Below are 14,351 nucleotides of genomic sequence, written 5' to 3' on the forward strand. Positions count from 1 at the left end.
ATTGCCATGGGCCTCGCGCTCGATGGTGGTGATATCGCCATCCCCATCCACCACCCGGATCAAGTGACCAGCGTTGTCGTATTCGAAGCGATAGACCTGGGCACCGGTCAAGGGGTTGAAGGTGGCAAGATGCCGCCCTTTTTCGTCAAAACGGTACAGTTCGCGCCCATCCTGGGAGGGAATGGCCAGATCGGAAAATAAAAATCCGGGATAGGGGGGGGCGATACGACGGATGCGGTGGTTTTCGGAATCGGGCACATAAATGCTGCCATTTCCAGCCACTGCCACACCATAAGGATAATTGAAACTGGTCTGAGTAGCGGGCAAACCATCACCATTGAAGCCTGCGGCACCATTGCCGGCCAGAGTTGTGATGATCCCGTTGGAACCCACACGTCGGATGCCTATATTGAACCTGTCGGAAACCAGAAGATTTCCATCTGACATAACATCCATACCGAATGCTTGCAAACGCGCCAATGGTGCGGGTCCACCATCTCCCCCCCCGTATCCGTAGTTGCTTCCTCCGGCATAGCGGCTGATACGACCATCCGGGCCAACTTTATAAACTTGAGAATCCCCGATGAAAATACTTCCATCCTGACCAACTGCAACCAAATTTGGATTAAATAATCCAGATTGCAAGGCAGGTGTACCATCACTGCCAACTTTCCGTGTGCCATTGCCCGCGACGGTAGTAATAATCCCATCGGGAGTGACCTTGCGAATTCGAAAGTTGTAACTATCTGCAATATAGACTGTTCCATCGGAACTCACTGCCACATCCGAAGGTACAGTCAGATAGGCTTCTACGGCAGGGCCGTTGTCTCCCGCAAAATACCAACCACCAGTCCTGCCCTTGCCAGCAAATGTTGTTATAATACCATTGGGATCTACTCTGCGGACACGATAGTTCTCTTCGTCGGCAATGTAGACACTGCCATCAGGACCCACAGCCAGACCCTGGGGCATATTGAGTTTGGCCGCAGTAGCAGGTCCTCCATCCCCGCTGAAACCGGCAACCCCGGTTCCAGCAAAAGTTGTAACAATCCCATCAGGCCCAATCCTGCGAACTCGATTATGGGCAGTATCAGGATTCTCCGTAAAATAAATGCTTCCATCTGGCCCCACAGCAATCCCTTGTGGATGACCCAACTTCGCGTTGATGGCCAACCCGCCATCGCCGGAATATCCCTGCGTTCCATCGCCGGCGACGGTGGTGACAATATTGTTGACAATCGAGGCGCTACGCGATCCGCCATCACCTGTAAACAGGGTTTTGGTCACACTGTCGTAGGCGTGCAGGGGGGAAAATGTCCACCCCCCCAGCTTTTGGTTGGTGGCATCGAAGGGAATACCCAATACCGCCTGCCAACCGTTCCACAGGGTAATCTCATCCCGGGCACGGTTACCGGTGACCATGCCGGTGGACATTCCAAAGCTGCGGCCGTTGTCGGCGGGCTGGTTGTACACTGCCTGATAGATGTATCCCACATCCACTGTTGCGGCCTGACGTCCATAGGCTGGACGGCCATAGGCATCCAACCCATCCCAGGTAAAAAGGTGGGTCTGGTTGGGTGTTGGTGCAAACGTGTTCTTGAACTGCCGTCCGGCGACCCGCACCTCCAACTCGATCCGTTTGACCTCCGCCGGTACTGTCACCCCGCTGATGGGAATGGTCATGGTGCGAAATCCCTGCCGACCGGGTACCCGTTCGCTGCTGTAGTGCAGGCTGAAGGGGGTTCCCGCCACCGGGATCGTCTCTCCCAACACCTGATTTTGACAGGAGATCACTGAACCGCATTGAGTGTCGTTTTTTTCCCGGGCCGCATCCACCTTGGGGCTGGGCACCGGAGGATCGTTGGCTGCCCTGGGTGTTGGAAACGGTGGTTTGGCATTGGCGGGTGGACTTACCGGCCAGTTGCAATCCCAGGGCGAAAAATGGGTCACCTGAACCCGCCACAGGCTTTGTCCGGGTTCGTACAACTGCGCCAGTTTTTCCTGTTCCGCTGCCGTGATGCCCAGGCTGGCCAAGGCCGCCGCATCCGCAGCCTGACCGTTACCGCTTACGTCCAATTGCGCCAAGCCGTTGACTTTGGATAAAACGCTGATGACACGCCCGTCATTCGAAGGAATCCAGGCCTTTTTGTCACGGTCGTAATACCCGACCGGCACCGCACCACCCACCGGAAATTGCAAAAAATTGTCCACATAAACCGGTACCGGACGGTCAAACCTGACCTCTTTGGCCTTGGCGGCCAGGGCCTCGTCCACGCTCAATTCCACCGCATAGGTATAGCCGCTGGTGGCGGGCAATGCCGCCGGCATGGCCTTGGGGCCGGTGGGACCAACGGTATACTCCGTGGCCCGCACGTTGAGAGTCGTCAAGGGTTGGCTGCTGCCGTCCGGCAACACCATGCTGGCCGCCGTTCCCTGGGGAAAGAGCAGGGTGGCTTGCCGGGTGCCATCGCCATCGGTGACCGGACTGCCCTGCACCACCTGGAGCGGGGTGGTCGCGGCCAGATCCACAGGGGTTACTTTTGTATCCAGAGGGGTCAGCACCACGTCCGGCAGGTGTGCCCACCCCTGCCAATCGGGTTTGATTTGCCGATCCACCGGCAAATAGCCCGCCTTCTCAAACCGAACCGTGAGGGTCTCCCCGCCGTTGACCGCCAGATCCAACTTGCCATCGTTCCGACTCAGGGTTTGCCCCAGTTCGGGATGACCGGGCAGGGTCACCTGCACGCCGCTGAGCGGCGCACCCGCTGCCTCGTTCACCCCGCCTCGGACCACGGCGGCACGTTGCGGTTGAATGGCTTGCGGGGCCACGCCGGTCTGGATGGGGTTGTCTCCGGTGTAGAGAAAGGCTGTGGTTTGATCGATACGGGTGGCCGGCAGGGTCGTGTCCGCAGGGGGTGCCACATGTATCGGGTCCGGCGGCAGACCGATCACCGCCGCTGTGGCGGTCTGCCCCGCATTGCCTGCCGCATCCACCGCGCCCAGGCGGATGACCTCCCCGGGTTTGGCGGCCAGGGTGGCCGTAAAGGCCCCGTTTGTCTGGGCCTGGACCGTGCTGGTTGCTCCAGAAGCGACGTTGGTCAAAGTGACCTGGGCACCCCCCTCCACACTGCCTGTTCCGCCGGTGATGGTGACCTGCCCGGCCACGCTTTCGCTCACCGTGACCCGATCCAACAGCGGCATGCCGGGGGCCACCGTGTCCAGGGTCACGGTCAGGTTCAATCCGCCAGTGTTGCCGGCCCGATCCTGGGCGGTCAGAATGAAGGCATTGTTGCCGGTCACCAGCGTGACAGGGTATGTGAAAGAACGATCAACACCCAACGCCACAGCGGTGCCATTGACCGTGACCACGGCCTCTTCGTTCACAGATCCCGCCAGGGTCAAGGCAGCCTGATTGGTGATCAAACCCGAAGCCGGGGTCGCCGTGATCACGGGCGGCAACGAATCAATATTGACAGTGCGTTCCACCATTGGCGACATGTTTCCGGACGCAGTCGCAATTGTGGCGCTGACACGCACCGAACCCTCGCTCAGGGGCGTAGTGGGCGTGCAGATCGCACTTTGGTCGGTCCATTGGCAGTTCACGGCCAGGGCCGTTTCCCCGACCTTGAGGGTCAAGGTTTTGGGGTCGGCCTTGCCCGTATAGGTCAGGCCAAAAGCCGGCGAATGGGTATGGATCCAGGCACCCTCTGCGGGGGCCGTGAAAGCCAATTCCGGGGGTTTTTCGGTCACCCTTTGCAAGGCCATGGCCCGCAATGCACGCATCACGAGAGGGTTTGTGACCTCTTTCTCTTTTATATTATCTTTCGCCTTCTTGCCGTCTTGCTCTTTTTTATCTTCTTTTTCCTTGACTTTTTTGTCAGGATCCAACTGCAACAGGACCGTGCCATCGGCAGCCAGTTGCACCAACCCATCGGCAGCCGCCACCCACAGGGAGCGATCCCCCGGATCCGCCTCAAGAGTGCGCAAAGGACCTTGACCCTTTTTGAACGGGCGCACCTTGGCCAGGGTGTTCCCTTCGGCATTCAGGTGGACCAATGTCTGGCCATCATCGGCAAACCAGGCTCCTCCATAACCATCAGGAGTCAACCAACCCGGCTTGAAACGCAAGCCGGGCTTGCGAAAATCGGGCTTACCCTCGGGCGTGAAACTGGCAATCTCCTGTTGATTCAAGGTCAACCAAAGGCGATCCAAAACAGGATCATAGGCCAGATCGGTCACCCGGCCCCGTCCTTCCGGATCCAGGGATGCCACTTCTGTCCCGGAGGCAGCAAATGCCCGGGCCAGGCGTGCCCCCTGCACGGTGACCCAGACGCGGGACCGAACTGAATCCACAGAAATTGCAAGAATTTTTTTCTCGAACGGGATGGTTTTTTCCACCTGGCCGGTCGCATTCACCCGTTGCAAAACCCGGCCCCGGGCCAGCCACACCGCCCCATCTTGCGGATCCAAAGCCAGTTGCGGGTGTCGCGTGTCGCGTGTCGCGTGCAATCCACCCGGATTTATCAAACTCATCATCCTCTTTCTGCTCATCCTGGTCTTCGGATGGGGCATGAAAGGGAATTTGTTTTGAAAACAACAACTTACCATCAACTTGATACGCGGCAAGCCGACCCTTGCCATAGGCCCACACCACCCCCCGCGTGCCATCCAGGGCCAGGGTCCGGGTTCCGGCGACCTTGGCCATGCGTTGCACCACCACGTTCGTGACCGGATCCAGGGCAACCAGTTGCTCCCGATCTGCCAGCCAGACCGCCGTCACCGTGGAAGAAGCTTTTTCCACTCCACTTTCCGTGGCATCGGCAACAATTCCCACCGGCAGCAACAGCCCAAGGAGGAGGAGTAACCAGGTCGTCATCCTGGGTTGATGACGGAAAAATGCCCCTCGATATGAATAATTCTTAAGGTATCGCACAAACTGGCCTTCTGGCATGAATCGACACCAAAACATCCTTTGCGCAGGCAAGGGAATGCTTATCTTCTTACCGATTCCCGTTCGTCATTGACGCAAGGTATCCCAGCCTGGTTGAGCCGGTCAAGAATTTTTTTTCGGCCATGCCAGTACTCCCGTCATGAAACCAGGCCCATGCGATCTGACAACTCTCAAGAACCGAACATATGCTCAATGTTCACGGCATTGGCACAATTTTTCTGAAAGACAGGATCAAGTCATGATGGTTTATTGCTTGCTGCGGAAGATGTTTCGGAACAGAATAGGCCTTTGGGCAACTGAACCGAAGATGGTACTGAAAGATAGACATGTTGCACGACCGGTCTGACGAATCTGCATCCGACTCCCCCACCGATCTTTCGGACGTACAATCGCAACGGGATGAACGGTGTCTCGCCATCGACAAGGTGGGCGTGAAGAGAATCCGGTATCCCATTGTCGTCAAGGACCGCAATCTGGGCATCCAACACACCATTGCCACCATCAACATGTTCGTCAATCTGCCGCATCAGTTCAAAGGGACCCATATGTCCCGCTTTCTGGAAGTGTTGGCCGAGCATGACCGGGCCATTTCCGTGGAAAACCTTCCTGTTCTCCTCGAAAAAATCCGCAGTCACCTGCGGGCTGAAGAAGCCCATATGGATCTGGAGTTTCCCTACTTTGTCCGCAAGGCCGCCCCGGTAAGTGGTGCTGAAGCCCTGATGGATTATCGGGTGCGTTTTTCCGGACTCCTCGATCACCACGGCTACCAGTTGACCCTGGGGGTCGAAGTACCCGTCACCTCGCTCTGTCCCTGCTCGAAGGAAATTTCCCGTTACGGGGCACACAATCAACGCTCCCATGTCACCGTGACCCTGCGAACCCGGGAGTTCGTCTGGGTGGAAGAGGTCATCGATCTGGTGGAAAGGAACGCTTCTTGCGAGCTTTACGCCATCCTCAAACGCCCCGACGAAAAACATGTCACCGAAAGGGCGTATGAAAATCCCCGCTTCGTCGAAGACATGGTGCGGGCCGTGGCTGCGGATTTGACTGAGGATGCCCGAATTTCCTGGTACACCGTCGAGTCGGAAAATTTCGAGTCCATCCACAACCACTCCGCCTACGCCTTCATCGAAGGCCACCAACAGGAAAGATGACCCGGTATGCGCTTCAATCTCTCCCTGATCCCAACGTTGAAGGAAAATCCCGTGGATGCCCATGTGGTGTCCCATCGGTTCATGCTGCGGGCAGGGCTGATCCGGCAACTGACCACCGGTATCTATAACTGGCTCCCCCTGGGATTGCGCGTCCTGCGCAAAGTGGAACACATCGTCCGTCAAGAAATGGATGGTGCCGGTGCCCAGGAAATTCTCATGCCCGCCGTACAACCCGCTGAACTCTGGGAAGAATCAGGTCGCTGGAGCCATTACGGACGCGAGCTGCTCCGCATCACCGACCGTCACGACCGCCCATTCTGTTTCGGCCCGACCCACGAAGAGGTGGTCACCGATCTCGTCCGGCGCGAAATCAAATCCTATAAACAATTGCCCGTCAATTTTTACCAGATTCAAACCAAGTTTCGCGATGAAATCCGCCCCCGCTTCGGAGTCATGCGGGGCCGGGAATTTTTGATGAAAGACGCCTACTCCTTCGACATTGACGCCGCCGGCCTCGACCGCAGCTATCAGGGCATGTTTGCAGCCTATGAACGGATTTTCAAGCGCTGTGGTCTGCGTTTCCGGGCCGTGGAGGCCGATACCGGGGCCATCGGTGGTGCCAGCTCCCATGAATTTCATGTCCTGGCCGACTCGGGTGAAGATATCATCGCCTCCTGCTCCCATTGCGGTTATGCCGCCAATCTGGAAAAGGCCCAGTCAGCCCCCTTGCCCGTTGCAGGCGCAGAGGAAACTCCGTCAGCACTCACGGATGTGTCTACACCCGGGAAAAAAACAATTGACCAAGTGGCGGCATTTCTGGCCGTCCCGCCCCAGCGAACCGTCAAATCCCTGTTGGTCCTCGATACAGAGGGGCATTGGATCCTGTTGCTCCTGCGCGGCGATCATGAACTGAATGAAATCAAGGCTTCCCAGGTAATTGGTGGTCCTCTGGTCCTGCCTGCCTCTGAAAAAATCCAGGCCGAACTCGGACTGCCGGTCGGTTCTCTGGGACCGGTTGGCATACCGGATGGCCTGCGGGTGGTGGCGGATCTGGCCTTGCAGGGAACCCGCAACATGATCTGCGGAGCCAATCGCGATGGCTGGCATCTGACCGGCGTCAACTGGGGCCGGGATCTCCCAGAACCGGAGTTCCACGACCTGCGCCAGGTCGAAGTCGGCGATCCCTGCCCGCGTTGCCCGACAGGAACCCTGAACCGGGATCGCGGTATCGAAGTGGGTCATGTCTTCAAGCTCGGTTATAAATATTCCCAGGCCATGAACGTCCGGGTGCTGGATCAGGATGGCCGGGAGCAGCATCCGATCATGGGATGTTACGGGATCGGCGTTTCCCGGATCGTGGCAGCCGCCATCGAACAAAATCACGATGACAACGGCATCCTCTGGCCGGTTTCGCTGGCTCCTTTTGCCGTGGAAATCCTGTTGGTCAACCCCAAAGATGCCCCGGCTGCCGCCGCAGCCGAAGCACTTTACGCCGAACTGCGTCGCACAGGGCTGGAGACCCTGCTGGATGATCGGGACGAACGCATCGGTGTCAAATTCAAGGATGCGGATTTGTTGGGTATTCCTTTCCGTGTCCTGGTGGGGGGTCGCAGTCTCAAGGAAGGTCTCTTCGAATTGCAGTCCCGACGGGGCGGGGAGCCGGAACGGGTGCCCCCCGCAGAAATGCCCCAAAGGTTGGCACAGCGCCTGGCCGACCTGGAACGGGCGGAGTCAACCTGACGGATAACGGAGAGCAGCGTGTTGGCCGAGCAATTCAGTGCCGCCTTGAAAGAGGCCGTCCAAGAACTGGCCGAAACCATGTTGTTTCGGGAAATCGAACCCGGTGAAGGAGATGTGGTCCCCCTGGATCAAACCGTGGATTTCAGTGCCGTGGTCAGCTACAGCGGTGCCATCCAGGGCAGTCTGTGCCTGTCGGGACCTGAGAAAAGTGTCCTGATGCTCGCATCCTCCCTGATCGGCGAACAAAAACCCTGCATGGATCCCGATCTGGAAGACTCTTTTTCCGAGATTTGTAACATCATCGGCGGCGGCGTCCAGACCCGCATGGAACCCACGTTGGGATCCATCAGCATGTCCCCCCCGGTTGTGGTTTCAGGTCACAACCACTCGGTGGTGGCCCGGGATGAATGTTATGCCTGCGTGAGTCAGCTATTCTCTCTGGAAGGGCAACAGTTTTTCACGGAAATCTTTTACATGCACCAGGATGCATCCCAATCCGGAGGGGAGTGATTCGGCATGCCACTTGATCCATCCGGCAATGACCTGGAAATGGAATTGCGGAAAACCATGACCCCCTTGTTGCGATCCCTGGCTCAGACCCTGGCCCGTGAAATGGTCCAGAAACTCCTGCCGGAGATGATCGAGCGACAGGTCCGGGCCGAAATTGTGCGCTATTGCCAGGAGGAGGCAACCCTGGCTGCGGCTGTGTCACAGGCTTTTGCCCCCCGCATCCGCCAAGTGGCCTGGAGCATGACCCGGCGGATGGTTCGGGAACGCCTGCCTCTGGTCGCGGAACAGATGGTCCAGGCCGAGATTGCCCGGATTCAACAGGAACCGTAAGACATCCAGGCCGTGTTCAGGGCTGTTTGCATTGATGCCACGTTTTCAGGGCTGTTTGCATCGATGCCATGCCATTTGATAGCCGAACTGCCCCGGCTCGCCATAGCACCAGCCGTGCGATTTCAACTGATCGCCCATCTTTTCCCGTTCATCGCAGGCGTCCCAGGTTTTTTGATCGTCTCCCGACCCGCCGCGACACCGGCCATTCAACTCGTCCCAGCGCACCAACAAGTCGGCAATTTCCTTGGATGGTTGTGCAGGGTTGGCTTGTGCCTGGACAGGATCAAGGCTGCAAGACAGACCCGCGACAAAAAAGCAACAAACCAGTGCGTTACGCTTCATTTGAAACATTCCTCTTCATGAAATCTTTTCCCTGCCTTGCAGCACCCGCCAATACTCTGGAAAAAATCATGCCCAAACGATGAGAACGCAAAGGGCACACGCCATTTCGGCCAGAAATTCAGCCTGTATTTCCGCCTGGGGCGCGGCCACACCTGCATCCTTGAGACGCTTGGTATATTTCAGGGTATCAAAGGCAAGGCCGGCCATGGTACACGTCCTGTAGGATACGGAATCGGGATGAAATATCCCGGATATTCTAGTTGATCCATCTCGCCAGTGTCCAATGAATTTCCTTGACTCTCATGCCTGGAATCCTTTCATGAATACCACTTGGAGCGGTCAGGTAAAGGAGGAACGGCCTATCTGTTTCATGTGTTTGGTACAAAATTTGCTTTAATTTCAGGCAAAGGTCCCCTCCTGTGCCCACTTTCAGGGAGGAAGTCACATGAAACAGGTGGAACGTATTGCCCGATCTTTTGCAAAAACTGAAGCAAACAGGCTGAAAGGTAAGGGTTTTCCTGTTAAGGATTCCGCCATGACATTCCCTACTCAACGTTATGAACATGTTACAGATTTTTATCATGGGTATCTTCAAACCCTGCACCATGCCCTGGCCGGCATCGATCCGGTTGCGCTAGACCGTGCCGGCAAGCTCCTGATTGATCTTTATCGGCGTGGGGGGAAACTGTTTGTGTGTGGCAATGGGGGATCGGCGGCCATAGCCAACCATCTGTTGTGCGACCATGCAAAGGGAATCCAGACCGATACCGGCCTGACCCCCAAGGTCATCAGCCTGAGCGCCAACATGGAAATCATCACCGCCATTGCCAACGACATCTCGTATGATGAAATTTTTGCCTACCAATTGGCAACTTTGGCCCAGCCGCACGATCTCCTGTTGACCATCAGTGCCTCGGGCAATTCGGAAAATATTGTCCGTGCCATCGAGTGGGCACGACAACATGCCGTGCAAACCATGGCCCTGACCGGTTTTGCCGGAGGGCGCAGCGCCCAACTGGCCGAAGTCAACATTCATGTGGCCGTCTCCAACTACGGCATCGTGGAGGACGCCCACCAGGCCATCATGCATATGCTGGCCCAGTTCATCCGCCAATGGCACATGACCCCGGAACTTGTTACGCAACGAAAATTTTAATGAGTTGCCCAACGGAAATGTTCATGAATCGCCTGCTGCTCTGCACCGATCTGGATCGAACCCTGTTGCCAAACGGAAACTTTCCGGAATCACCCGGGGTACGAACACTCTTTGCCACCCTGGTGCGTCGGCCTGAAGTGACCCTGGCATATGTCAGTGGCCGCAATTTGTCGCAAATCATGGCGGTTATCGCCGAGTATGGCGTGCCCCTGCCGGATTTGGCCATTTGCGACGTGGGAGCCACCATCTGTCGCAGGCAGGAAAACACCTGGTACCCCTGGCATGCCTGGAACGAAACCCTTGCCCCTGCCTGGCAAAATATGAGCAGTTGGCAAATCGCTCCTCTTCTGCAAACCATCCCGAACATCCGAAAACAGCCGGAGGCCCATCAAAATACTCACAAACTGAGCTATTATGCCGATTCAGAGAGCGACAGCAGGGAGTTGCGCAGGCAGATCGAAGCAATTCTGCACCCCAAAGGCATCCGGACCTCGATCATCTGGAGTATCGACGACCTGGATGATGTGGGCATGCTCGATATTCTGCCGGAAGGGTGTTCCAAGTATCACGCCATGCGTTTTGCCATGGATCAGCTCGACTTCACCCCCGAAGAAACGCTCTTTGCCGGCGACAGTGGCAACGATCTGGACGTGTTGTGCAGTCCCCTCCCCTCTGTCCTGGTCGCCAATGCCCGTGCCGACATACGGCAAGAAGCCATCGACCGGAACCAACGCAACGGTCATCCGGAATCCCTCTATCTGGCTACGGGAAACTTCCGGAATTTGAATGGCAATTTTGCTGCCGGCATCCTGGAGGGTCTGGTACACCACCTTCCTCAAACTGCCACATGGTTCTGAAAATTTGATATATGCAAAAATATTGGTTCCAATCGATCTAAAATATTCGTAAAATCGGTCCATGCCATCCTGGAGCAATACCATATGGGATCAGATCCTCCTCCATCCGATCCCGGACCGCAGACAGGAAGATCGCCTCACATCTTCCGACCGGCGCCGGGATGCGCGCTACGGCTTTTTTCACCCCGTCACCCTGATCACAAATGCCGGACGGCGTGTCACCGGCTACTCCCGTAATGCCAGCATGAACGGTCTCTTCATGGTCCCCATGGAAGATGCCATGGATACGCAGACCCTTCTTCCGGATACCATCCGCCCCGGCGAAAAAGCCAATCTGATCTTTCCCGACGGCAACCAGATGATTGAATTTTCCTGTCGGGTCGTGCGCGTCACCCATAAAGGGATTGCCCTGATCTGGTAGATGCCGGTCATGATTTTTTCTGCATATTTTCTTCCTGGCCAAGACGACACCACTCCCGAATCAAACAAGCCTCGCAACGCGGACGCCGTGCCTGACACACATACCGGCCATGCAGAATCAACCAATGGTGCGCATGCGGCAGGAACTGCGCGGGAACCACCTGGAGAAGCCTGTTTTCGACCTGGGCCGGGGTTTTGCCGGGTGCCAGACCAGTCCGGTTGGCAACCCGGAACACATGCGTATCGACGGCCAGCGTCGGCTGCCCGAAGATCATGTTCAAGACAACGTTGGCAGTCTTGCGCCCGACTCCCGGCAACGACTCCAGATCAGCACGCTCCCCGGGAACCTTTCCTCCATACCTGGTCAACAACTCCTGACTCAGGCGATAGATATTCCGGGCCTTGGTGTTGTAGAGACCAATCTGGCGAATCAATTGCCCGATGGCCTCTTCACCCAAGGCCACCATGGCCTGTGGATCGGGAGCAGCGGCAAACAGCACCGGTGTTACCCGGTTCACCACCTGGTCCGTTGCCTGGGCCGAAAGAACCACGGCCACCAGCAGTTCAAAAGGATTTTCATACCTGAGTTCACCACGCGGCAAAGGGTTGGCAGACTGAAATGCAGAAAAAACTGCCATTACGGAGGATTTTTTCATATGCTGACAGCAAAGTCCGTCGAGGGTTACCTGCAAGAGAACTGATCCATGCCCGAATTGGAACATCCCAGTACCTGCCCCCTGGATTGCCCCAGTGCCTGCGCCCTGCTGATCCGCACCGACCCCAAAGGCCGTCTGGTCTCGATTCGCGGCAACCCGGATCACCCCTACACCCGGGGTGTCATCTGCGGCAAGGTCAACCGTTACCGGGATATCCAGGAAGGACCCCGCATCGGTCACCCCCTGCTCCGCACAGGTACCAGGGGAAAAGGCCAATTCCGCAAGGCCACCTGGGACGAGGCCCTTGATCTTGTAGCCCAGAATATTCTCAGTGCCATGCGCCAGTACGGACCGGAGAGCATTTTCCCATACTATTATGGCGGCACCATGGGCGTGGTGCAAAGACCCGCCATGGATCGCCTCACCCATCGGGCCGGCTGGTCACGGATTGAAAAAAATATTTGTGGCAGCATCGGCCAGGCTGGATGGCAGGCCGGCGTCGGCCAGGGCATCGGCCCGGATCCCCGGGAAATTCCGGAGAGCGACCTGATCATCCTTTGGGGCATCAATGCCGCGTCCACCCATATCACCTTGATGCCTTTCATCAAGGAGGCCCGCCGTCGGGGAGCCTACCTGGTCGTGGTGGATCCCTACCGAAACCGGACTGCCCGCCTCGCCGACCGCCACATCCCCTTGCGCCCGGGAACCGATGCCGCCCTGGCCACGGCCATGATCCATGTCCTCCTTGAAGAGGGCTTCGACGATAAATCCTATCTGGCCACCTTTACGGATTTTGATGCGGAATTGCATACCCACCTTCGCTCCCGCACCCCGGAATGGGCCTCGGCCATCACCGGTCTGCCACCCGAAGAGATCCGCGCCTTTGCCCGCCGTTATGGACGTGCCAAAGCACCCTTCATTCGCCTGGGTTATGGCATGACCCGGCAATACAATGGTGCCGTCAATCTGCACGCCGTCACCTGCCTGCCCACCATCACCGGAGCCTGGAAGCATCCGGGAGGCGGTGCCCTGCTCAGCACCGGGGATGCCCAGCGCGTGAATGATGAACCCGTCCGCCAAACCGCCTGGATGGCCTCTCCAAAGCCACGTCTTCTGGACATGAGCCGTCTGGGAGCCATCCTCACGGACCATACCCTGGCCCCACCCGTGACCGTTCTGATCGTCTCCAACGCCAATCCGGCGGCATCCTGCCCCGACCTGCGCCGAGTCCATGCCGGGCTGGCCCGCCCCAATCTTTTCACCGTGGTCCACGAACAGGTCATGACCGACACAGCCCTCTGGGCCGATGTCGTCCTCCCCGCCACAACCTTCCTGGAACATGAGGATCTCTACAAGTCCTACGGCCAATACACCCTGCAACATGCCAAACCCATACTTCCCCCCTTCCAGGAGGCACGCTGCAACCACGACCTGGTCAACGACCTGGCCATCCGCCTGGGATACCAAGAAAAACCTTTTACCCAATCGGTTGCCGAAACCCTGGAAGAGGTCTTGACAGCTTCACAGTTGCCGCCCCGGGAGCAATGGCACGGAAAAACCTGGCTTGACCTGGCACCGGAACCGGATGCAGCCCATTTTCGGCAGGGTTTTTCCAAACCGGATGGACGCTTTCATTTTCGACCGGAATGGCATGACGAACGGATGCCAAAATTTCCCGATCACTGGGCCGTCAACAGTCGCGACCGTTACAGTCATGCCGAACGCTATCCCCTGGACTTCATGACCCCGCCCGCCCACGACGTTCTCAATTCCACTTTCACGGCTGCTGAAGAGCCACGTCGTCGCCGGGGGCACCCCGTGGTCTGGATTCATCCAGATGATGCCGCCTCTCGTGGCATCAAGGACCAAGCCCCGGTCTCAGTGTTCAACGATCTGGGTGGCCTGACCATGACCGCCAGGGTCACCACCGATGTCCGTCCGGGACTCTGTCTATGCGAGTCCAACTATCATGGCGCGGAATTTCCCGAAGGAATCTCCCTGAACGCCCTGACCCACGCCGACCGTGTGGCGCCCCATGGAGGCGCAGCTTTTCATGACAACCGGGTGGAAGTCCGTGCCCTGGAACGCTGGGGACGAGAACATTCATTTCCAATCTTTTGATTGCCATGCCAAATTCTTCCAGAGGCTGTCAATAAATTATCGAATGAAAAATCGGGAAAAAAGATTTTATTGGGGCTCCGCCCCAAACCCCGCCAAGAGGAAGGGCACAGCCCT

The 14,351-nt window shown here is 57.3% G+C and carries 13 protein-coding genes; 9 read left to right on the plus strand and 4 right to left on the minus strand.

What is annotated here, in order from left to right; all coding sequences use genetic code 11:
- On the minus strand, positions 1–4,536 hold a 4,536-nt coding region (locus tag HQL65_17485; protein ID MBF0138028.1), incomplete at its 3' end, for a hypothetical protein.
- Between the two features lie 167 nt (positions 4,537–4,703).
- On the opposite strand from HQL65_17485, the gene HQL65_17490 reads away from it, so the two are divergent.
- From HQL65_17490 to HQL65_17510, 5 genes are all read left to right on the plus strand, one after another.
- Positions 4,704–4,886 carry a hypothetical protein gene (locus HQL65_17490; protein ID MBF0138029.1) on the plus strand — a complete coding sequence of 61 codons (183 nt, stop codon included), beginning with the start codon at positions 4,704–4,706 and terminating at the stop codon, positions 4,884–4,886.
- A gap of 391 nt (positions 4,887–5,277) precedes the next feature.
- Positions 5,278–6,105: a GTP cyclohydrolase I FolE2 gene (locus HQL65_17495; GenBank protein ID MBF0138030.1), complete on the plus strand. Its 828-nt coding sequence runs from the start codon at positions 5,278–5,280 to the stop codon at positions 6,103–6,105.
- A gap of 6 nt (positions 6,106–6,111) precedes the next feature.
- Positions 6,112–7,845 carry a proline--tRNA ligase gene (locus tag HQL65_17500; protein MBF0138031.1) on the plus strand — a complete coding sequence of 578 codons (1,734 nt, stop codon included), beginning with the start codon at positions 6,112–6,114 and terminating at the stop codon, positions 7,843–7,845.
- 18 nt (positions 7,846–7,863) lie between these two features.
- Positions 7,864–8,355 carry a chemotaxis protein CheX gene (locus HQL65_17505; GenBank protein MBF0138032.1) on the plus strand — a complete coding sequence of 164 codons (492 nt, stop codon included), beginning with the start codon at positions 7,864–7,866 and terminating at the stop codon, positions 8,353–8,355.
- Between the two features lie 6 nt (positions 8,356–8,361).
- Positions 8,362–8,685 (plus strand): hypothetical protein, encoded by a 324-nt coding sequence (locus HQL65_17510; GenBank protein MBF0138033.1) that lies wholly within the window; start codon positions 8,362–8,364, stop codon positions 8,683–8,685.
- 45 nt (positions 8,686–8,730) lie between these two features.
- Here the strand turns inward: HQL65_17510 and HQL65_17515 are convergent, their stop codons facing one another.
- Together HQL65_17515 and HQL65_17520 are read right to left on the minus strand one after the other, a co-directional pair.
- Positions 8,731–9,027, minus strand: coding sequence for a hypothetical protein (locus HQL65_17515; protein MBF0138034.1), 297 nt, complete (start codon positions 9,025–9,027; stop codon positions 8,731–8,733).
- Positions 9,028–9,093: 66 nt separating this feature from the next.
- On the minus strand, positions 9,094–9,234 hold the full coding sequence (locus HQL65_17520) for a hypothetical protein (GenBank protein ID MBF0138035.1): 141 nt from the start codon (positions 9,232–9,234) through the stop codon (positions 9,094–9,096).
- 328 nt (positions 9,235–9,562) lie between these two features.
- Between HQL65_17520 and HQL65_17525 the strand changes: the two genes are divergently transcribed.
- The 3 genes from HQL65_17525 (at position 9,563) to HQL65_17535 (ending at position 11,461) form a co-directional block, all read left to right on the plus strand.
- Positions 9,563–10,183 (plus strand): SIS domain-containing protein, encoded by a 621-nt coding sequence (locus tag HQL65_17525; GenBank protein MBF0138036.1) that lies wholly within the window; start codon positions 9,563–9,565, stop codon positions 10,181–10,183.
- Positions 10,184–10,206: 23 nt separating this feature from the next.
- Positions 10,207–11,040, plus strand: coding sequence for an HAD-IIB family hydrolase (locus HQL65_17530; GenBank protein ID MBF0138037.1), 834 nt, complete (start codon positions 10,207–10,209; stop codon positions 11,038–11,040).
- Between the two features lie 61 nt (positions 11,041–11,101).
- Positions 11,102–11,461 (plus strand): PilZ domain-containing protein, encoded by a 360-nt coding sequence (locus HQL65_17535; protein ID MBF0138038.1) that lies wholly within the window; start codon positions 11,102–11,104, stop codon positions 11,459–11,461.
- Positions 11,462–11,468: 7 nt separating this feature from the next.
- Here HQL65_17535 and nth read toward each other — a convergent pair whose 3' ends face one another.
- Positions 11,469–12,182, minus strand: a complete 714-nt coding sequence (gene nth / locus HQL65_17540) for an endonuclease III (GenBank protein ID MBF0138039.1) — start codon at positions 12,180–12,182, stop codon at positions 11,469–11,471.
- On the opposite strand from nth, the gene HQL65_17545 reads away from it, so the two are divergent.
- Entirely contained in the window at positions 12,165–14,237 is a 2,073-nt protein-coding gene (locus tag HQL65_17545; protein ID MBF0138040.1) for a molybdopterin-dependent oxidoreductase, read from the plus strand. The genes nth and HQL65_17545 overlap by 18 nt on opposite strands.
- Positions 14,238–14,351 lie beyond the last annotated feature (114 nt).

The organism is Magnetococcales bacterium, from assembly GCA_015228935.1.
Lineage (GTDB): Bacteria > Pseudomonadota > Magnetococcia > Magnetococcales > DC0425bin3 > HA3dbin3.

Coding starts and splice junctions, on each gene's coding strand:
- HQL65_17490 (MBF0138029.1), top strand. CDS start 4,704: ATGCGTTGCACCACCACGTTCGTGACCGGATCCAGGGCAACCAGTTGC.
- HQL65_17495 (MBF0138030.1), top strand. CDS start 5,278: ATGTTGCACGACCGGTCTGACGAATCTGCATCCGACTCCCCCACCGAT.
- HQL65_17500 (MBF0138031.1), top strand. CDS start 6,112: ATGCGCTTCAATCTCTCCCTGATCCCAACGTTGAAGGAAAATCCCGTG.
- HQL65_17510 (MBF0138033.1), top strand. CDS start 8,362: ATGCCACTTGATCCATCCGGCAATGACCTGGAAATGGAATTGCGGAAA.
- HQL65_17515 (MBF0138034.1), bottom strand. CDS start 9,027: ATGAAGCGTAACGCACTGGTTTGTTGCTTTTTTGTCGCGGGTCTGTCT.
- HQL65_17520 (MBF0138035.1), bottom strand. CDS start 9,234: ATGGCCGGCCTTGCCTTTGATACCCTGAAATATACCAAGCGTCTCAAG.
- HQL65_17525 (MBF0138036.1), top strand. CDS start 9,563: ATGACATTCCCTACTCAACGTTATGAACATGTTACAGATTTTTATCAT.
- HQL65_17530 (MBF0138037.1), top strand. CDS start 10,207: ATGAATCGCCTGCTGCTCTGCACCGATCTGGATCGAACCCTGTTGCCA.
- HQL65_17535 (MBF0138038.1), top strand. CDS start 11,102: ATGCCATCCTGGAGCAATACCATATGGGATCAGATCCTCCTCCATCCG.
- HQL65_17545 (MBF0138040.1), top strand. CDS start 12,165: ATGCCCGAATTGGAACATCCCAGTACCTGCCCCCTGGATTGCCCCAGT.
- nth (MBF0138039.1), bottom strand. CDS start 12,182: ATGTTCCAATTCGGGCATGGATCAGTTCTCTTGCAGGTAACCCTCGAC.